Below are 19,535 nucleotides of genomic sequence, written 5' to 3' on the forward strand. Positions count from 1 at the left end.
CTCCACATGCGGGGAGTCCTTTGCGGGACTCCCCGCGTCGTTTTATGCAGGGTGCTTGGTGGAGACAGGGAGCACGATATGTAATGATCGCATGAGGATTCAGGAGAAAGGAGACAGGAAACACACACAGACACGATTGCCTCCTGTCTCCTGTATCCTGTCTCCTCACACGAGCATGAGGATTCAGGAGAAAGGAGACAGGAGACACGCATAGACACGATTACCTCCTGTCTCCTGTAGCCTGTCTCCTCACACGAGCAGAATAGACCGATCTACCATCTACCCACCTACCACCTACCACCTACCAGGATACGGTTTCCTACGGATAAACTTATCCGTACATTATTCAATCCGATCCATCCCTGTTACTCGACCTTCGCAACAAACCCAGAGGAATCCCCATGCCCTGGACGCATCGTTGGAGCGCTATGTTTATCGTGGCAGCGTGCCTGAGCATCGCTGCTCCGGACGCGCGGACGCAGCCGCGTCTCGTCGGCCCGGTACTGCAGATACAGACCACACCATTGGATTTCGACACCGTGCGCTGCGGCACACAGAAGTGCCTGCAGCTCACCCTGCGCAATATCGGCGACGGACCGATGAACGTCGGAGCGTCGGCGCTTGCGGCACCGCCGTTTACGGGTTCCATAGCGGCCGCGACAGTTCCGCCCGGCACATCGCGCATGTACCAATTCTGTTACACAGCCGCGGCGACCGCGTCCGTCGACAGCCAGCGTGTCACATTCCGCGCAGACTCGCGGCTTCCCGTGTCACTGGGCCTTGTGACCGATGTCAGCGCGTCGATGAGCTCCGCCTTCGGGTCCACCACGCGCATTCTTGCAGCACAGGCCGCGTCGGACAGTCTTTTCAACGACCTGCTCTTCACCCCCGCCATACGCGACGAAGCCGCCGTATACAGCGCGGGCGCCGCTACCACGCTGCTTCAGGATTTCACCTCGACACGCGCCACACTCACGGCGGCGTTGCCCGGAACCGCGGGGGGCGCCGATGCCTGCCTGTACGATGCCGTGCTGCGCGCGGTCAACGACACACGCGCGCGCAACGGCGTGCCTGTGGTGGTGCTCATCACGGGCGGACAGAACACCTGCGCGGGAAGTCCGACACAGATAGCCGCGGTCATCGCCGCCGCACAGGCCGCATCCGAACCCGTGCGCATCTACACCATCGACATGGGGCAGACGGCCGTGGCGGAGCTGCAGCAGCTCGCGACGCAGACCGGCGGCATGTATCAATCCGCCACCGATCCGGCGGGCCTCACCGCCGCATTGCGCGCGATTGCGACCATGCTCAGCATCAACACGTCCTTCGACGTACTCCTGCGCGCCCGCACCGTTTCGCCGCAGATCACACTTTCGCCCGCCGAATGCGATTTTGGTGCGGTGCTTGTCGGCTCCTCGCGCTGCCAGACCGTCGCCGTGCAGAACACCGGCAATGCGCCGCTCGACATATCGTCCGTCACTGTGCCCGCTCCGTTTGTGATACAATCGGCTCCGGCCTCACCCGTGCCTCCCGGAGGCAGCGCAAATATGACCGTCTGTTACGCGCCCGCGGCGCTGGGCTTTGTGCAGGCGCAAGGGCGTCTCACCAACAGCTCGTGTAATGAACCGTCGCTGCAGTTTGCCGTGCGCGGCGTGGGCATGCCCACATCAAACGCCGTCCTCGGTCCCATCCTGCAGATCGTGCCGTCGCCCGTGGACTTCGACACGACGTTGTGCGCCACAACAAAATGCCTGACAGTCACCTTCGCCAATGTCGGCGACACTGCCCTCACGGTGCGGAACGTTCCCGCGCCGCCTCCGCCATTCAGCGGTCTCATCCCCACGCCCTTCAATCTCACGCCGGGACAGTCGCGGTCGTTTCAGGTGTGTTATCAGCCGCCCGACGCTCCGCGCATCGATTCGGCGGTCGTGACACTCAACGCCGACACACGCGTGTCGATGAGCATCGGGATGCTGTTCGACGTCAGCGGCAGCATGACACTGGCCATATCCGGCGCCGACGCGACACAGCGCATCGCCGCCGCGCGCAGCGCGGGCATGGACTTCGTCTCGAGTCTTATCGACACGCTGGGCGTGCGCGACGAGGCCGCCGTCATGACATTCTCGAACACCTTCGCCGTACCGCAGACGTTCACGACCGACAAGACCGCACTGACATCCACCATCGCCGGACTGACGGCGAACGGCGGAACCCGGCTCTATTCATCCCTCGTCGACGCCATCACCACGCTGGCGGTGCGCGGCAACCGCAAGGTGCTGATCGTGCTCACCGATGGCGAGGACAATCTTTCTACGCACACGCCCGCACAGGTGATTGCCGCGGCGCAGGCGGCGGGCATCACCATCTTCACGATCGGCATCGGCGAGGCAAACGCCACGATACTCACGAACATGGCCTCGACCACGGGCGGCCGTTTCTTCAGCGCGTCCACAACCACCGACCTCGTCGGTGTGTACAGGCAGATCGCGGCGCTGCTCGGACAGAACAGCACCACGACGTACCGCCTGCGCGGACGCGGCATACGGCCGGTGATACAGGTCGTTCCTACCGTACAATTCGATTCCACCATGGTTGGTGACACACGGTGCATCGACATTCTCGTGGGGAACACCGGCGAGGCACCGCTGCGTGTGACGGGAGTGGCCATCGGTAATCCGCCGTTCAGCTTCGACACGCCCGTGCCCTTCGCTGTGCTGCCCGGAGCCACGGCGAGCGTGCGCGTCTGTTTCTCGCCAACGCGGCTCCGCCTGTTGCGCGACACCGTGACGTTCATCTATCAGGGCTGCGGTCAGGAGAGACGCGATGTGCTGCTTGAGGGTATCGGCTACGACAGCGTGGCAGTGTGGCTGCAAGGCGCGTACACCGCCAAACCCGGCAGCAGCGTGCGATTCCCGATCCGGCTAACACGGAGAATTCCTGCCGAGTATGAGGTGAGTTCGTACACGCTACGACTTCGATACAACAAGACGTTGCTCGCTGGTATGCGTCCATCGGGAATGCAGCCTTCCGTTCCTGCACACACGGCGGGAACATTGAGCAGCGGTTTGATTGTTGCTGCGGCCGCCGAGACCGCAAACTTCGCCGAGGCGGATGCCACGCTTCGTTTGGATGTGTCCGGATTGCTCACAAATCCTGTCGACGACAGCGTGCTTATTATGGCCGACCTCCTCGCTCTGCTTGGAAACAGCCGTACGACGGACGTATCCATACTCTCCGCGCAATTTGCCGACGGCAATCCGCGCGCGGGCATTTTCTCGCCCGCGGTGTTCCGTATCGACAGTCTCTGTTACCTCGACGCGCGCCTGCTGGAAACGCGCGGTCGCGTGGGAATGCTGAAAGAAGGCCGGCCGAATCCATTCACGGAGACGACCAGGATACCCTTTGTGCTCGCGGCCGCCTGCCGCGCGCGCCTCAGCGTGCTCGACGCCTACGGGCGCGAACTGCGCGTGTTGCTCGATGCGTGGACCGAGGAAGGGGAGTACACAGCGACCTTCGAGGCGGCCGGATTGCCCGCGGGCCTGTACTTCGCGCGTCTCACCTGCGACGGACAACCCGACACGCAAAAACTGCTGCTCGTGCGCTGAGAGGAGATCCCGCAATGAAAACCACCATCATCACCACGCTCTGTCTCCTCGCCATCCTGTGCTCCGCCGCGCCCGCGGGCTCCGACGGACCCATACATCCCGAAGACCGCATCCTCTTTCCCGGCGCCGCGCGATTCATTTTGGCCGGACCCTACGGCGGCATCGACGCCGCGTTTCACACGGGCCGCTTCTCGACCACGTCCAACGGCCTGTTGTGCTGTTCCTTCGACGAGGGCGACGGCATCGGCCTGGTCGCGGGCTTCAAGGCCTTTATTCCCATCGGCGGACGATTCGACCTGTCACCACGCATCCTGTACGAAAATCCCGGGGGTGATTTCACCGCCATACTGCAGCAGTACCCGATTCGCGGCAGAAACAATGCCGTCGAATTCGTGACGCTCGACAACACGCTGGAAGTGACACTGCACATGCTGAGCGCTGAACTGCTCGCAACCTACACCTTCACGTCGTTCGGACTCTACGCGGCGCTGGGGCCGTCCGCGGGATTCATACTCGGAAACCGATTTGTCAAGACCGAGACCATCGCCGGTCCGCCGGGCGTGACCTATCTCGACGGAAGCACGTCGAAGGAGATGTACGCCGGCTCGAGCGACATTGTGCGCGGGTCGGTCTTTACGCTGCGCGGCGGACTCGGCGCTAAAATTCCGATATCCCGATCCATTACTCTGAATCCCGAAGTCCTGTACGGATTTCCGCTCAGCACCGTCTCGACCGACGGGAACTGGAAAGTATCCACACTTCAGGCGACGCTCGGCGTCCTTTTCCCCTTGTAGGAGACGGCACTCATGAAAACTCGCATGTGCATCCTGCTCTGCCTCGCCTTCTCGGTCTCCGTTTCCGCGACCGCGCAGAATTTCAGTTCCTATCCCATCGTCGTGCGGCCCATCGACACCGACATCAACACGGCCGAGAACGACTACGCGCCGTTCCTCAGCATCGACCGCGGCACGATGTATTTCACGTCGTACCGCGGCGCGGGCTCGCGCGGCGAGGCCGACATTTACCGCGCCGCGCGCAGCGGCGAACGCTGGGCCGCCGCCGCGAACGCGGGCGACGTCTTTAATACGGGCGATAACGACGGCGCCCTCGCGATCGCGGCCGACAATACCAGCGTCGTGTTCGCGTCCGAGGAACGGCCCGGCGGCCTGGGCGATACGGACCTCTGGCTCGGGCGTCTCGTGAACGGCGTCCTATCTGATGTGCGCAATCCCGGAGCTGTTGTCAACAGCACCCGGTGGGATTCGCAGCCCACACTCTCGGGCGACGGCACCACACTGATATTTTCGTCGGACAGACCCGGCGGGAAGGGCGGGGCGGATCTGTGGATCGCGACCAGCGACAACTGGGGCACGTTCCGCGAGGCGCGGCCACTCGGTACGCTGCTCAACACATCCGGCAATGAATGCGCCCCCTACCTTACGCCCGATGGCGGCACGTTGTATTTCGCCAGCGACGGGCACGGCGGTTATGGCGGCTACGATATCTGGATGTCGATACGTGAAGGCGACACATGGACGGCGCCCGTCAATCTCGGCCCCGTCATAAATTCCGATGAAGACGATCTGTTCTTCCATGCTCCCGCGAAAGACCGCGAGTTCTTCCTCGCCTCCGCGCGACGTGGTGGCTACGGCGGACTCGACATTTACGCGGGCACACCGAACGTGTTCGGGGCGGGTATGTTCCGCATGGTTGTGCGTGTGATCGATTCCGTGAGCGGCGCACCGCTGCCGAGCATCGTCACCGTGACCGACGCGGAGACCGGCGGCGTTGTCGCGTCGTTCGTCACCAATTCGCAGGCCGACGAATACGCGCAGTTGCTGCCCGCGGCGCGCGCCTACAAGGTCGAGGCCAGCATACGCGAGTATCCGCCGCGGTCCGCTCTGGTCGTATCGACACCGCCGAACACCGAGGCCGTCACCGTGCTGCGCTTCGGACCCATCACTGTCGCGGAATTCGATCTCGGCAAATACAACGTGCCGTTTTTTGTCACCGGGTATTACCGGCCCAACACAAAACAGAATCTTGCGGAACTGTTCGGCAAACTGTCAGGACCCCTCTCGCAGGCCGGCTACATCGAGCGTTTCAAGGAGCAGTCGAAGCGCCATCAACAATACCAGGCCTATGCGGAGACTGTCGAGGGGATTTTCCAGACTGTGTACACCGCAGGTGTGGACGAGATTTTTCCGCGCTTCAAGGCCGCGGCGCTGCCGGGCGAGGCGCTTGAAATCCGCGTCATCGGTTATGCCGATCCGCAGCCCATCGTCGGGGTATTTCACGAAGAGCACCGCGTCGATTTTGTGGATGTCTCCGGTGTTGCACATTCGGTGGACAAGGGCGAAAGCCTCGACAACTTGAAGCTCTCAGGACTGCGGGCGCATTTCTCGGCCGAATATCTCGACGAGCTGTTTTCGGCATCCGCCGCGAAGGGTCTGACAACATACAAGGAATTACGCGATGCGGGACGTATCCGCTACGTGGTTGTGGGCGGCGATGTGAGCCGCGACCAGAACGACTTTGCCGCCCAGCGACGCATCCGCATCACGATGAGCCGCGTCGGAACCGCGCCTCGCGGAGCCGACAGCGACTTTGATCTCAACAAGAGGTACAAATGACGGTACAAGGAACACAGGCGCCGCGCGAAGGCGCGGATATCTGGACGCTCGCAGGTAAGCGCGCTCTCGTCACCGGCGCCACCCGCGGCATCGGTGAGGCCATCGCGGGCGAGTTGCTGGAGCGCGGCGCCGAGGTGCTGCTGGTGGCGCGCAGCGCGGATTCCGTACACGCCGCCGCGGAAGGTTGGCGCGCGCGCGGCTTTGCGGCCGTGGGCCTCGCGGCTGATGTGTCGCAAGAGAAGGGACGGGACACACTCGCGCGATTTGTGCAGGACGAGTGGGGCAGTCTCGACGTGCTGGTCAACAATGTGGGCACCAACATCCGCAAACGCACGCTCGAGTACACCGGCGAGGAGTACGCGTTTCTGCAGAACACGAACCTGGTGTCTGTCTTCGAACTCTGCCGCATCTTCCACCCGCAGTTGCAGGGCGGTGGAGCCATCGTGAACATTGGATCAACGGCGGGACTCGCCGCCTTGCGCACGGGTCTGCCGTATGCGGCCAGCAAGGCGGCGCTGCACCACCTCACGCGTTACCTCGCGGTCGAATGGGCCTCCGACGGCATTCGCGTCAACGCCGTCGCACCGTGGTATATCCGCACGCCGCTCGTCGCGTCGCTGCTCAGCAATGAGACCTATCTCAACGAGGTGCTCGCGCGCACACCCGCTGGACGTGTGGGTGAAGCGCGCGAGGTGGCCGCGCTGGTGGCATTTCTCGTGATGCCCGCATCGTCCTATGTCACGGGACAGGTGATTGCGGTCGACGGAGGATTTTCGGTGTATGGATTTTAGTTAGGAGTTAGGAGTTAGGAGCTAGGAGTTAGGAGTTAGGAGCTGGGAGGAGTGGGGAGTAGGGAGTTGGGAGTTGGGAGTGGGGAGTTGGGAGTAGGGAGTTGGGAGTAGGGAGTTGGGAGTAGGGAGTGGGGAGTTGGGAGTAGGGAGTTGAGCGTTGGGAGTTGGATAGCGGGGATTGTGTCATGCCGAGCTCGTCGAGGCACGACGGGACAGCGAGTCAGCGCACCCTCACCCCGGCCCTCTCCCGTTCTGGGCGAGGGTGACTGATCTGTTCTGGGCGGTGTTATATGCGTGTATCGTGGCAGTGTCGGGCGACCGCCGGTCACCCCTGTCAGAATCCACACGCGGCCAGCGCACACGCAGATTGGATCGCGGAAAGAATCGGATCGCTGTGTCGTTTTTTCGTCCGATAGTCTAACCGTCTAATCGTCTGATCGTCTGATCGTCTAATCGTCTAATCGTCTGATCGTCTGATCGTCTAATCGTCTAATCGTCTGATCGTCTAATCGTCTGATCGTCTGATCGTCTGATCGTCTAATCGTCTAATCGTCTAACCGTCCAACCGTCCATTCGTCCATAAGAAACGCGGGCATGGGTTTGAAACGATCCATGCCCGCAGCTCCGGAATGTGTGTGTCACCTGCCGGCGATTACAAAACGCGCCGAGGTTGTGCGCGTGGCGGACTGCACCTGCACGGTGTATACGCCGCCCGGCAATGAAGGCAGTTCGAGTGTTGCACGCGAGGAGCCCTGTGTTAATGTGCCCGTGTATACGACGCGTCCCAGCATATCGACAACGATGCAGCGCGCCGCGGACTCGAGCGCGGTCGTGAGTGTTACCTGCAGCGCACCCGACGATACCACGGGATTCGGATACAGTGACAGTTCCGTTGTCGAGGGAAGGGCGGCCGGAGCGTCGGCGATTCCGGTCGGCACACGGTCGATGATGAAGATGCCGTTGCCGTCCGTCCCCGCCAGCAGCGCGCCGTTGCTGTTCACGTGGAAGGCGAGGATCGACTTGTTGAACAGACCCGTGTTCGCAGGCAGCCAGTTGCGCGCGGCGGCATCGTAGTAGTAACATCCCTTCACCTCCATGCCCACGGCGGGTCGGCCCGATGGCGCGATGGCGATGGCGTACACCGACGCCACGGGAAGATCGTTGGTGATGCGCGTCCATGTATCACCGCGGTCGGAGGACACATGCACTTCGCCGTAGCTGCCGTGATACAGCCCGTAATTCTTGCTGTAACAGAGCGATGTCACAAGAAGTCGATTCAAACCTTTCTGTATCGACGACCAGGTCGTGCCGTTGTCGAGCGACCGGTACAGCCCCGCCGTTTCAGTGCCGGCAAAAATCACCCCGTCTTCGGTGAAGATCATGGTCGAGATCTCGCCGTTGCCGAAGGTTTCGTTGATCAAGGACCAGGACTGTCCGTAATCGAGCGAGCGGTACAGCTTGCGGCCGAAACACGAGGCGAAGATCGCGCGGGTCGGACTCACGGCAACAAGCCGCACATTGCGGTTTGTCATGCCGGTGATGTCCTGCGTCCATGTCGCGCCGTCGTCGGTGCTGTGGTACACGCCGTTCGGTGTGCCGACGTACAGGTAGTCGTTCTCGGGCATCACGCAGGCGGTGCGCACGGTGCGCGTCTGATTGCCGTTGGCGATGGTCCAGGTGTTGCCGCCATCAGCGGATTTCATCACGTCGTTGAAGGTGGGATTCACCATGAAGATCGTGCCCTTGCTGTTGGACGTGAACGCGGGCACGGTGAGATTGATGAGGCCCGCGGTCATGTCGGTCCAACTCGTGGGATCGATATCGCCGCGCATCACGCCGTCCCAGGCGGTTCCTGCGGCGAAACTGTTCTTGAAGGATGAGAGACTCAGAATGCTGCCGCCGTGCGCGGAGCGGCGCATCTGCCTCCAGCTCGCGGCGGAATCGCGCGTGAGATAGACGATGCCGTTCGCACCGCCGGCGAGCACAGGACCCGAGGATGTCGCACACAGCGCGGTGATGTTGGCCGTGGTGTTGGTGTCGTTGAACCAGGTGAGGCCGTTGTCGCGCGAGATGCTGATGCCGAGTCCGCTCGTGCCCGCGTAGATCGCACCGTCGGCTCCCACGGCCGTGCACTTCACGGTGACGGCGTCGAGGTCGGCATGCGCCAGCGCCCAGTTTGCGCCCTGATCACTCGAGCGATACAGGCCGCGGTTCTGATGGCCGGAGTAGATGTTGCCCGCGGCATCCACTGCCACGGTGTTGACAGATACGTTCGGCAGGCCGCTCATGATTTCGGTCCACGATGTGCCGCCGTCGTCGGATTTATGGAGTCCGGCCCAGCCACCGAGATAGAGTGTGCCGGACGGACTGAATGCGATGGCGAATCCGTTTTGACTTGAGGGCAGGGCCTTGATGGTCCACGTGGCTCCGTCATCGGTCGAGATCGCGAGATTGTATTCGAGTCCCGCAAAGAGACGTCCATCGGGCGCGCGTTTGAGCTGATAAATCGACGTCCCCGCCAGGGAGGCCGTTGCATAGGGTTCCCACGGCTGTGTTGCGTCGGTGCAACGGAAGAGTCCGCCGCGTTCCGTTCCGGCAAGCAGGCTTCCGTCCGGCAGCTCGAGCAACGACAGGACTTTGCCTGTGAATGGACCTCCGACCTGCCGCCATGTATCGGCGGTGCTGGGGGATTGCGCGTGAAGGGACGAGAGCGCGAGCGCAAGAAGGGCTGCGATCGCCGCGGAGAGGAAGGAACGCTGAATCATGGGGGGCTCCGTGCACAGGTGGGTATCGCCCCAACTTACATCGCGAAGGGATTCCCTCAAAGAAGGCCACGTTGTCCGATACAATGCGACATTGCTACACACGGGTTCGTGGTGCGGGAGGAAACGCGTGCTTTTGTACATTGCCGCGGATTACCACGACACAGCACGTCCCGCGGCCGTGTCCTGCAACGGAACATGCACAGACACACCCACAGCAGAGATGATTTCGAGATACGAGGAAATGGTGGCACAGTTCAAGCACAGCATGCTGCACGCCGATCCGCTGGCGGCCCTGCGGTCGTCCCGCCGTGGTGCCGCGCGGACATACATCCTCGTTGCGCTTGCCGCCATGCTCTGCGCTTCGGCCGCCCGCGCGCAGCGGGTGGTGGCCACCGTGGACGGACGGCCGGTGACCGACGACGAACTGCGCATGCGCGCGGCGCTCACCGTGTTCCCGGGCCGCGAGCGCGCGGGAGCGGCCGAGACCTTCAAGCGCGAGTTCCTGCTCTCGATCATCGCCGAGCGGCTGCTCGCCGCGGAGGCGCGGAAAAACGCGCTGGCGGGCGAGAGCACCTTCACGGCCTCGCGCGCGCGCGCCGAGGCGATGTTTGTGCGCGACAAATTGTACCGCGACAGCGTGCGCGCGCGTGTGACGATTCCCGAGGCGGAACTGCGCGCCGAGTACGCGCGGCTGCTGCGCGAAACGGAATACCGCTACATCGTGACGGAGTCCGACTCCGCCGCGCGTGCCCTGCACGCGGCGCTTCGCGCGGGTCTGCCCTTCGACACGGTGCTCACGACCTGGCAGGGGAGCGACAGCACACGCGCCGCTGCGGCGGTGCCGGTCACGGAGCCGCTCGAACGGTCTCTCGCGGCGGTGCAGCGACGTCTGCGGCCCGGCGCCTTCTCGGAACCGGTGCGCATCGCGGCGCGCTGGTACATTGTGCACCGCCGCGATGTGGCGCGCGAGATTGCGTCCGACGAAGACTTCGCGGCGCGAAGCAGGCGCATCGAAAACGATCTGCGCGGCGCGCGTGAGGCCGCCCGCGCGGCCGACCTTGTACGGCGTCTGTGGACGGGTCGGAAAGCGGTGTTCGGTGATTCGTTGTACCGCGCACTCGGCGATGCCGTGGTGTCGGCTTTGCGCGCGCAGCTTCATGCCGACTCCACCACCATCGCGGCTCTTGGAGCCGGATGGTTCGACGACATGCGCGCACGCGCCGGCGCGCGCATCGACAGCCCCTTTGCGCGTATCGACGGCGAGGCGCTCTCGTACGGCGCGGTGCTCGAACTGCTCGAGGGCGCGGGTGTACGCGCGGGGCGGACGATGTACCGCCGCCTTCCCGACGTGTACCGCGCAGCGGTGAAGGAGGCGCTCGACAGGCACATCCTCACGCGCGAGGGCTACCGGCTCGGTCTCCAGCACAGCGATGCCGTGCGCGCCGATATGGCGCTGTGGGAGGAAAGCGGCCTCGCGCATTCACTGCCCGACGTGTTATTCGAGCGCGCAACGGCGGTGGACGACAGTGTGTGGGCCCTGTACGCACGTTATCCCGATCTGTTCGGCGGACCGCCCCGCGCGCGTATCGTCGAGGTCCTGACGCGAGACCGGGCACTCACGGCCGAGGCGCTCGCCGCCGTCGGCGACACCGCCCGCTTCCGGCGCCTGGCCGCGACCAGATCCGAACGGCCCGGTGCGGCGGAAAGAAACGGAGAATACGGTCCCTTTATCCTGTTTGATGAAGGCGCGCTCGGCAAGGCGGTGTTTGCCCTGCGTCCCGGCGGCGTCGGCGGACCCGTGTCCCTCGGCGAGCAGGTGTCGGTGTTCCGCCTTCTCGCGCTCGAGACCCCGGGCGATTCCCTCCGCGACATGCGCACACTCCGCGCGGCGGTGGACTCGCGCCTGCGCGCGCCGCTTTCGGCGCGGCTTACCGCGGACCGCGTCCGCGCGCTCGCCGCCCGCGCCGACATACGCATCAACGAGGAGGAACTGCGCGCGCTCTCGCTGCCCACCACGCAGATGTTTACGCTGCGCTTTCTGGGTTTTGGAGGACGCATCCCCGCGGTGCCTGGACTTGCGCCGCTCTTTGGTCCCGTGTTCGAAGGGATGAGTGCTCCCGTGCGCACCGCCCCATAAAGGAAAACGGCCGCCATCCTTGGCGGCCGCTTGTCGGGGCGAGAAGATTTGAACTTCCGACCTCTCGGTCCCGAACCGAGCGCTCTACCGGGCTGAGCCACGCCCCGATTCGTCTCCTAATATAGCGATCCGAGCGGCGGCGCGCAAATGCGGCGTGAAATTTCCCGCCGACTCTTAATAATCCCCGACGCGGCCCTTGAGACTGCGGTACAACAACTCGCGCGCGCGGAAGATGTGCGCCTTCACGGTGCCCAGCGGCAGGCCCAGGTCCTCGGCGATTTCCTCGTAGCTCTTTTCCTGCTGATGGCGCATCACAATCACGACGCGGTACTTGTCGGGCAGGTTTTCGATCGCCGCCTCGATCGTGCGCGTCTGCTGCGCGCGCAGGATGTTCTGGTCGGGCACGTAGCTCGTGTCGGGAATCTCGAAATGCTGCTCGCCGTCGCTGTTCGGCAGGGGCTTGTCGATCGAGACGAGTTTCACCTTGCGCTTGCGCAGGTGGTCGATGGCGTTGTTCGTCGCGATCTTGTACAGCCAGGTCGAAAACGAGAATTCGTCGTTGAAGGACGCGAGCGAGTTGAACGCCTTGATAAAGGCCTCCTGCGTCAGATCCTCGGCCTCGGGCGTGAAGCCGATCATGCGGACGATCAGGTGATAGATCGCGTTGCGATACTTGCGCATCAGGCGTTTGTACGCGTCCTGATTGCCCGCAAGGGCGTCGCGGATCAGGTCCTTGTCCTCGGCCCGCGATTGTTCTCTTCGTTCTTCCGGCGTCTGATACATCCGCTTCCGTGTGTTGTCGGCCCCTAATCTACACGCCGGGGCCGGGCAAAACAATACGCGGACACACGGAGCCGCGTGGTGATTGATCCGATTGGCAATGAGGGCGGGATATCGTACTTTTGGCATCTTACCCACACGACGCACCATGCACAATCCCTCCCAGACCATCACCATACTCTTCATAGGCGACATCGTCGGAACTCCCGGCATGAACGCGGTCGCCACCTTCCTTCCCGCGCTTGTCAGAGATCATCACGTCGATTGCGTCATCGTCAACGGCGAAAACGCGATGGACGGCAAAAGCATCAGTGAAAGCCAGCTCGCGCAATTGAAGGGACTTGGCGTACACGCCATCACCTCGGGTAATCACATCTGGGAGAAGTGGCACATACAAAAACTCATGGCGGCCGAATCGATGCTGCTGCGCCCCGCGAATTATCCGCGCGAAAATCCGGGCCGCGGCTGGACGGTGGTGGATCTGAAGGAGAAGGGGAAGGTCGCGGTTCTCAATCTTCAGGGCCGCACGTACATGAGTCCCATCGACTGTCCCTTCAAAACCGCCGACTGGGCCGTGCCGAAGCTGCGCGAGGAGACCGCCGTCATCGTGGTCGACATGCACGCCGAAGCGACAGCAGAAAAGATCGCGATGGGCTGGCACCTCGACGGCAGGGTCAGTGCCGTGATAGGCACACACACGCATATACAGACGGCCGACGCGCGCGTTCTTCCGATGGGCACCGCCTACATCACCGATGCGGGCATGACCGGCCCGTACGACTCTGTCGTGGGCATGCGCAAGGACATCGCGCTGCGGCGTTTCATACGGCAGACCGCGCACAAGTTCGAGATGGCCGCCGACGACGTCCATCTCTCGGCCGTGCTGCTCACGGTCGACACCGAGTCGGGCCGGGCCCTCTCCATCCGTTCCTTCATGTTTCCGGAGTTTTGATCATGAGCGCGCAGATACTCGACGGCGCGGCCCTGGCCGCGGTCATCAAGGAGGAGGTCCGCCTCGAAACGATCACCTTGCGTGAACGCCGCGACGTGCGTCCCGGCCTCGCCTTCCTCCTCGTCGGCGACAATCCCGCGTCCCGCTCCTACGTGCGCTCAAAAGGCCGCGCCTGCGACACCTGCGGATTTCATTCGACCACGGTCGAAATGTCCGCGGAGACGACGCAGCTTTCCGTGCTCGAACAGATCGACGCCTGGAATCTCGATCCCGACATCCACGGCATCCTTGTGCAACTTCCGCTGCCCGCGCATATCGACGAGGACAAGGTGATCAACGCCATTTCACCGCGCAAAGACGTGGACGGTTTCCATCCCGTCAACGTGGGACGCCTGGTCATCGGGCAGACCGCGCTGCGCCCCTGCACACCCGCCGGCATTCAGGAACTGCTCGTGCGCAACGGCATCGAGACCGACGGCCGCCGCGTCGTGATCGTGGGGCGGAGCAACATCGTGGGCAAGCCGCTCGCCAACATGCTGATGCAGAAGGGGCCGGGCGCAAACGCCATCGTCACCGTGGCGCATTCCGGCGCCGAGGATCTCGCCGCCGTGACACGCGAGGCCGACATACTGATCGTCGCCATCGGCCGCCCCGCGTTCATCACCGGACACATGGTGAAGGAGGGCGCGGTGGTGATCGACGTGGGCATCAATCAGGTCGATGATCCCGATTCCGCAAAGGGCTACCGCATTGTGGGCGACGTACACGCCGAGTCGGTGTCGGCCGTCGCATCGGCCCTGACACCCGTGCCGGGCGGCGTCGGACCCATGACCATCGCGATGCTGATGAAAAACACGCTGCTCGCCGCGCAGCGCTCCGTGGCCGGCTGAGTCGGCGCAGGCACACACAACGAAGAACCTGTACCACCGATAGAGGACCATCATGACCATCGGAATTCTCAAAGAACGCTTCGAGGACGAACAGCGCGTCGCCCTCTCACCCTTCGGCGTGGAATCGCTCGTGAACGCGGGCGCCACCGTCGTCATTCAGAGCGGAGCGGGGGAGGGATCCCGCTTCGAGGACGATCTCTACCGCGGCTCGGGGGGCACCATCGTGTATTCCGCCGAAGAGGCGGCCGGCCGCGCCGACGTGATCCTCAAGGTCATGCCGCCGGTGAAGGACGAGCTGGAACTGCTCACCGAAGACAAGACCCTGCTCTCGTTCCTCATGCTCGGCATGGGACAGCGCTGGTTCGTCGATCATCTCATGCAATCGAAATGCACCGCCGTCGGACTCGAGCTGCTCCGCGGAAAAGGAGGATCCTATCCGATTCTCCGACTCATGAGCGAGATCAGCGGACAGATCGCCGTGCTCGTCGGCTCGCGCTATCTGCGCAGCGACCAGGGCGGACGCGGCGTGCTGCTCGGCGGTGTCGCGGGCGTCGCCCCCGCGGCCGTCGTCATTCTCGGCATCGGCGCCTCGGGCTACGCGGCAGCGCAGACAGCGCTCGGTCTCGGCGCGCAGGTGATCGTGATGGACAACGATCTCGAGCGTCTGCGCGAAGCCGACAAACATCTTGGCAAGCAGATCACGACCGTGATGGCCACACCCGAGAACATCCGCCGCGGCGTGAAGATCGCCGACGTGTTCATCGGCGCCATCGCCATCAACGACGAAGCCAGCCACCACCTCGTCACCGAGGACATGGTGAAGACCATGAAACCCGGCGCCGTCGTGATCGACATCTCCGTGACGCAGGGCGGCTGCATCGAGACCATCCGTCCCACGACGATCAAGGACCCGACCTTCGAGAAATACGGCGTCATTCATTACGGCGTGCCCAACATGCCCTCGATGGTCGCGCGGTCGTCGACCTACGCGCTGACAAACGCGACACTGCCTTTCCTTCTGTCGTTGTCAAAAAACGGCGTCGACGCCACCATTGCGGCCGAGAGATATTTCCGCTGCGGCGTGGTGACGCATCACGGCGTGCCGGTGCATTCCCTGCTCAACGACATCTACGACATCCCGGTCGAGCCGCTCGACTGCAATTGCTGACCCACTCCCACACCGTACCTCTCCCGCAGAACCTGAAAGTAGAAGGACGTTCCCATGCAATGGCTCTCGAGCTATCGAAAAAAAGTGACGACCGCTGAAGCGGCCGTGCAGGTCATAAAATCCGGCGACAACGTGTACGTGCATCCCGGCTGCGCCGTGCCCGAAGTGCTCATCAAGGCGATGATCGGCCGCGGACACGAACTGTCGGACGTGAAAGTGCACCACATTCTCACGGTCGGTGAATCCGGCTACGTGTCGGAGGAAATGCAGGGGCATTTCCGTCACAACGCGCTGTTCATCGGCCACAACGTGCGTGACGCCGTGAAGAACGGCCTGGCCGACGTGACACACATCTACCTCCACGAAGTCGCCTCGCTGTTCTACAAAAAAATCATCCCCGTCGACGTGGCCCTCATTCACGTGTCGCCGCCCGACGAACACGGCTTCTGCAGCTTCGGCGTCGGCGTCGAGATGACCAAGCCGGCCTGCGAGATGGCCAAACTCATCGTCGCGCAGGTGAATCCGCAGATGCCGCGCGTGCTCGGCGACTGCTTCATCCACATCAACAAGATCCACCACATCGTGGAAGTGGACGTGCCGATCAAGGAACTCCCGCAGGTCGGAGAAATCGCCGACGAGAAGGAGGCCGAGGTGTATCGCAACATGGGCGCGTACATCGCGGATCTGATCGAGGACGAATCGACGCTGCAGATGGGCATCGGCAGCATACCCGACGCGGTGCTGTCGTTCCTCGACAACAAGCGCGACCTCGGCATTCACACCGAAATGTTTTCCGACGGCGTGATCAAACTCGTCGAACGCGGCGTCATCACGAACGAAAAGAAGACGCTGCACCCCGGCAAGATGGTCGCTTCGTTTGTGCTCGGCGAACGCGGAATCTTCGACTTCATCAACAACAATCCCATCGTCGAGTTCCACCCGAGCCATTACGTCAACGACCCGTTCATCATCGCGCAGAACAAAAAGCAGGTGGCCATCAACTCGGCCCTGCAGGTGGACATCACCGGCCAGGTCTGCGCCGATTCCATCGGACCGCGTCTGTACTCGGGTTTCGGCGGACAGGTGGACTTTATCCGTGGCGCATCGCGTTCGCCGGGCGGCAAGCCGATCATCGCGCTGCCGTCCACCGCGCGTAACGACGAGATCTCGCGCATCGTGCCGCATCTCACCGCGGGCGCGGGCGTGACCACCAACCGCGCCGACGTGCACTATGTTGTGACAGAATACGGCGTGGCCTCGCTGTTCGGCAAAACCGTGCGTCAGCGTGTCAACGAATTAATTCATATCGCGCATCCGAAATTCCGCGACGAATTGCGTGCGTACGCGAAAAAGCAGAGTTATATTTGAGCATGCGACGACATTCTCCCGTACTCCTCGCGCCTCTGGCGCTTCTCCTGCTTTTGCTTTCCGGCGTCCCTGCGCGGGCACAGTTCCGCGCCGACGCGGCGGCTCCATCCTTCACACCCGTTCAGCCCGACGTGCTGTATCCGGCACCGCGCATCTGGCGTCTCGGTCTGATACTCGGCATGGGACTCAATTCACACGGCGGAGATTTTATTCCCGAGTGTGACGAGTGCCGCTTCACCGACGGATCGGGATCCGGCATTGTCGGAGGCCTGCAGCTCGAGCACATGATCTCACCCTCTATCGGCATCGCCCTGCGCGGGCTCTACGAGGATCAGCGCGCGGAGTATTCCACGATCATGCTCAAGGTGCGCCGCGGCGTTATGGCGGGCCCGGGTGATCCTTCGGGCGCCGACACCGCGGTCATCGACGTGGAGCGGATCATGAACGTCGATCTCGTGTACTTTACCATCGCGCCCGTGCTCGAACTGTATCCGCTGCGCGATCTCTACGTGTCCATCAGTCCGGGCATCGGCATACCGGTAAAAAATTCGTACCGGACCGTCGAGCGCCTGCTCGACGACCGCTTCGTGTTCATGGCCACGGGGACAAACGAGAAGTCGCTCGGGACAAAGGACGTCTTCGACATTCCCGACGTCACGACCCCGCGCATCGACGTGCGCGCGGGCATCGGATACAATCTGCGGCTGAGCCCCGGCGTCATGTTTACCCCCGAGGTCTCGTACGTGTACCCGCTCACCAACATCTCCTCCGACGACAACTGGTCGGCATCATCCATCCACGTCCTCGCGATTCTCAAGTTCCGCCTCTAAGAGCCATGACTGCACGCATCCGTTTCGCCCGCGTTCCCGCCGGAGTCTTCCTTCTCCCGGTCATTCTGCTTGCACTCGCCGGCTGCGGCGGCACACTGCAGGAGGTCCGCACCTTCGAGTCCGCGGTCATCCGCAATCTGGGCTCCGAGGTCAATTCCGACCGCGACGACTACGCGCCGTTCCTGCACGGGAGCCGCTTGTATTTCACCTCGAACCGCCCAACGGTCGAAGGGTACATACAGGGCGACGACGTATGGTTCTCCGACATCGAGAACGGTGTGTGGACGCGCGCGCTGAATCACGGCGGCACGCTGAACAGCGTGAACGACGAGGGCGCGCCCTTTGTCACGCCCGACGGCGCCACGATGTACTTTGTGCAGTGCTGGAGCGAGGACGGCATCGGCGACGGCGACATCTACACCTCGACGATCGACGCGCGGCGTGCATGGCAGCGGCTCACCAACGCGGGAGAGACCATCAATTCGAAGTATTGGGATTCACATCCGTATCTCTCGCCCGACGGCGAAGAACTGTACTTCGTCTCCGACAGGCCCGGCGGTCAGGGCGGCACCGACATCTGGGTTTCGAAGCGGCTGCGGAACGGCAAGTGGGGAACGCCCAAGAATCTCGGTCCGACAATCAACACCTCAGGCGATGAGAAGAGTCCGCTTGTGACACCGAACGGCATGATGCTCTTCTTTGCGAGTGACGGTCACGACGGACTGGGCGGCATCGACATCTTCGTCTCGTCGCGCGATCCGAAAAAAGGATGGCTCGCTCCGAAAAATGCGGGCCGGCCCTTCAACTCCGCCGGCGACGACATGTTCTTCCGCCTCTCGGCGCAGGAAGACACCGTGTTCATCTCGTCCACGCGCGAGGGCGGACTCGGCGGCCACGACATCTACAGCATCGGTCCGAATCCGTACAAGGACACGACACGGTACACCTTCTACCTGGCGCTCACCGTGCAGGATTCCGTGCGGCGCAAGAGTGTCGGCGGCGCTCGTGTGATCATACAGACTCCGGCCGGCGGCGCCGACACCGCGCGGGCCGACAAGCAGGGGCGCCTGCGTTTCGAGACGACCCCCGGCGCGCAGTACACATTCACCGCGATGGCCGACGGATATCATGCCGGATCGCGTACCGTGAACGTGCCGCAATCGCTCGGATCCAACGTGTATCAGACGCGTGTGTATCTCGCGCCCATCATTGTCGACACGCCCGTCGTGAAAACACCAACGGAAACCGTGCCGACCGTGTATTTCGAATTCGACAAAGCCGACGTGACCGACGAGAACACGGCCTCTCTGAACGCTTTTGTGGCGGATCTGCTGGCTCCGCTTCTCGCCGCCAAAACCGATTTCGAGCTGCAGCTCGATGCGCACACCGACGACTCGGGCAGCGACGATTACAACATCGCTCTCTCTCGGCGCCGTGGCGCCGCGGTGAGCCGCTTCTTCATCTCGAAGGGTGTGCCTCGCGCAAACATCGTGATGAATGCCTACGGCGAGCAGCGTCCCGCCTTGCCGAACGATTCGGACCAGGGCCGGCAGAAAAACCGGCGTGTGGAAGTCAGATTACTTTCCGAGCCGCTGAAGCAGCAATAGCGAAACAAG

Annotated in this window: 13 protein-coding genes and 1 tRNA gene; 11 read left to right on the forward strand and 3 right to left on the reverse strand. The window is 62.8% G+C overall.

The features are described 5' to 3' along the window. Positions 1-401: 401 nt before the first annotated feature. From HY962_03620 to HY962_03635, 4 genes are read left to right on the forward strand one after another with little or no spacing between them, the layout of a single operon-like run. Complete coding sequence (locus HY962_03620) at positions 402-3,605, forward strand: choice-of-anchor D domain-containing protein (protein ID MBI5645997.1); 3,204 nt, start codon at positions 402-404, stop codon at positions 3,603-3,605. Between the two features lie 14 nt (positions 3,606-3,619). Next, positions 3,620-4,399 carry an outer membrane beta-barrel protein gene (locus HY962_03625; protein MBI5645998.1) on the forward strand — a complete coding sequence of 260 codons (780 nt, stop codon included), beginning with the start codon at positions 3,620-3,622 and terminating at the stop codon, positions 4,397-4,399. A 12-nt stretch (positions 4,400-4,411) separates the two neighbouring features. Continuing rightward, positions 4,412-6,238 carry a PD40 domain-containing protein gene (locus HY962_03630; protein MBI5645999.1) on the forward strand — a complete coding sequence of 609 codons (1,827 nt, stop codon included), beginning with the start codon at positions 4,412-4,414 and terminating at the stop codon, positions 6,236-6,238. After that, positions 6,235-7,029: an SDR family oxidoreductase gene (locus tag HY962_03635; protein ID MBI5646000.1), complete on the forward strand. Its 795-nt coding sequence runs from the start codon at positions 6,235-6,237 to the stop codon at positions 7,027-7,029. The genes HY962_03630 and HY962_03635 overlap by 4 nt, the downstream gene beginning before the upstream one ends. Before the next feature lie 638 nt (positions 7,030-7,667). Here the strand turns inward: HY962_03635 and HY962_03640 are convergent. After that, the gene (locus tag HY962_03640) at positions 7,668-9,794 is read right to left on the reverse strand and encodes a T9SS type A sorting domain-containing protein (protein MBI5646001.1); all 2,127 of its coding nucleotides are present in this window, start codon (positions 9,792-9,794) and stop codon (positions 7,668-7,670) included. A gap of 127 nt (positions 9,795-9,921) precedes the next feature. Between HY962_03640 and HY962_03645 the strand changes: the two genes are divergently transcribed. Next, positions 9,922-11,931 carry a peptidyl-prolyl cis-trans isomerase gene (locus tag HY962_03645; protein MBI5646002.1) on the forward strand — a complete coding sequence of 670 codons (2,010 nt, stop codon included), beginning with the start codon at positions 9,922-9,924 and terminating at the stop codon, positions 11,929-11,931. A 33-nt stretch (positions 11,932-11,964) separates the two neighbouring features. Here HY962_03645 and HY962_03650 read toward each other — a convergent pair. Next, positions 11,965-12,038 (reverse strand) — tRNA-Pro (locus HY962_03650). Between the two features lie 67 nt (positions 12,039-12,105). Further along, the gene (locus HY962_03655; GenBank protein ID MBI5646003.1) at positions 12,106-12,714 is read right to left on the reverse strand and encodes a sigma-70 family RNA polymerase sigma factor; all 609 of its coding nucleotides are present in this window, start codon (positions 12,712-12,714) and stop codon (positions 12,106-12,108) included. A gap of 145 nt (positions 12,715-12,859) precedes the next feature. Between HY962_03655 and HY962_03660 the strand changes: the two genes are divergently transcribed. Genes HY962_03660 through HY962_03685 form a run of 6 tightly spaced genes read left to right on the forward strand, consistent with a single transcriptional unit; the run spans position 12,860 to position 19,526 of the window. Then, positions 12,860-13,663: a TIGR00282 family metallophosphoesterase gene (locus HY962_03660; GenBank protein MBI5646004.1), complete on the forward strand. Its 804-nt coding sequence runs from the start codon at positions 12,860-12,862 to the stop codon at positions 13,661-13,663. 2 nt (positions 13,664-13,665) lie between these two features. Next, a complete protein-coding gene (gene folD / locus HY962_03665; GenBank protein ID MBI5646005.1) occupies positions 13,666-14,553 on the forward strand; it encodes a bifunctional methylenetetrahydrofolate dehydrogenase/methenyltetrahydrofolate cyclohydrolase FolD in 888 nt (295 codons plus the stop codon). Between the two features lie 52 nt (positions 14,554-14,605). After that, entirely contained in the window at positions 14,606-15,721 is a 1,116-nt protein-coding gene (locus tag HY962_03670; protein MBI5646006.1) for an alanine dehydrogenase, read from the forward strand. A 54-nt stretch (positions 15,722-15,775) separates the two neighbouring features. Then, positions 15,776-17,089, forward strand: coding sequence for an acetyl-CoA hydrolase/transferase family protein (locus HY962_03675; protein MBI5646007.1), 1,314 nt, complete (start codon positions 15,776-15,778; stop codon positions 17,087-17,089). A 2-nt stretch (positions 17,090-17,091) separates the two neighbouring features. Next, a complete protein-coding gene (locus tag HY962_03680; GenBank protein ID MBI5646008.1) occupies positions 17,092-17,919 on the forward strand; it encodes a hypothetical protein in 828 nt (275 codons plus the stop codon). Between the two features lie 5 nt (positions 17,920-17,924). Further along, on the forward strand, positions 17,925-19,526 hold the full coding sequence (locus HY962_03685; protein MBI5646009.1) for a PD40 domain-containing protein: 1,602 nt from the start codon (positions 17,925-17,927) through the stop codon (positions 19,524-19,526). The last annotated feature ends 9 nt before the right edge of the window (positions 19,527-19,535 follow it).

The organism is Ignavibacteriota bacterium, assembly GCA_016218045.1.
Taxonomy (GTDB): Bacteria; Bacteroidota; Ignavibacteria; order SZUA-365; family SZUA-365; genus JACRFB01.

Excerpts from the sequence above, each read along its gene's own strand:
- HY962_03630 (MBI5645999.1), top strand. The coding sequence starts at position 4,412 with ATGAAAACTCGCATGTGCATCCTGCTCTGCCTCGCCTTCTCGGTCTCC.
- HY962_03685 (MBI5646009.1), top strand. The coding sequence starts at position 17,925 with ATGACTGCACGCATCCGTTTCGCCCGCGTTCCCGCCGGAGTCTTCCTT.
- HY962_03670 (MBI5646006.1), top strand. The coding sequence starts at position 14,606 with ATGACCATCGGAATTCTCAAAGAACGCTTCGAGGACGAACAGCGCGTC.
- HY962_03625 (MBI5645998.1), top strand. The coding sequence starts at position 3,620 with ATGAAAACCACCATCATCACCACGCTCTGTCTCCTCGCCATCCTGTGC.
- HY962_03675 (MBI5646007.1), top strand. The coding sequence starts at position 15,776 with ATGCAATGGCTCTCGAGCTATCGAAAAAAAGTGACGACCGCTGAAGCG.
- HY962_03660 (MBI5646004.1), top strand. The coding sequence starts at position 12,860 with ATGCACAATCCCTCCCAGACCATCACCATACTCTTCATAGGCGACATC.
- HY962_03640 (MBI5646001.1), bottom strand. The coding sequence starts at position 9,794 with ATGATTCAGCGTTCCTTCCTCTCCGCGGCGATCGCAGCCCTTCTTGCG.
- HY962_03655 (MBI5646003.1), bottom strand. The coding sequence starts at position 12,714 with ATGTATCAGACGCCGGAAGAACGAAGAGAACAATCGCGGGCCGAGGAC.
- HY962_03620 (MBI5645997.1), top strand. The coding sequence starts at position 402 with ATGCCCTGGACGCATCGTTGGAGCGCTATGTTTATCGTGGCAGCGTGC.
- folD (MBI5646005.1), top strand. The coding sequence starts at position 13,666 with ATGAGCGCGCAGATACTCGACGGCGCGGCCCTGGCCGCGGTCATCAAG.
- HY962_03680 (MBI5646008.1), top strand. The coding sequence starts at position 17,092 with ATGCGACGACATTCTCCCGTACTCCTCGCGCCTCTGGCGCTTCTCCTG.
- HY962_03635 (MBI5646000.1), top strand. The coding sequence starts at position 6,235 with ATGACGGTACAAGGAACACAGGCGCCGCGCGAAGGCGCGGATATCTGG.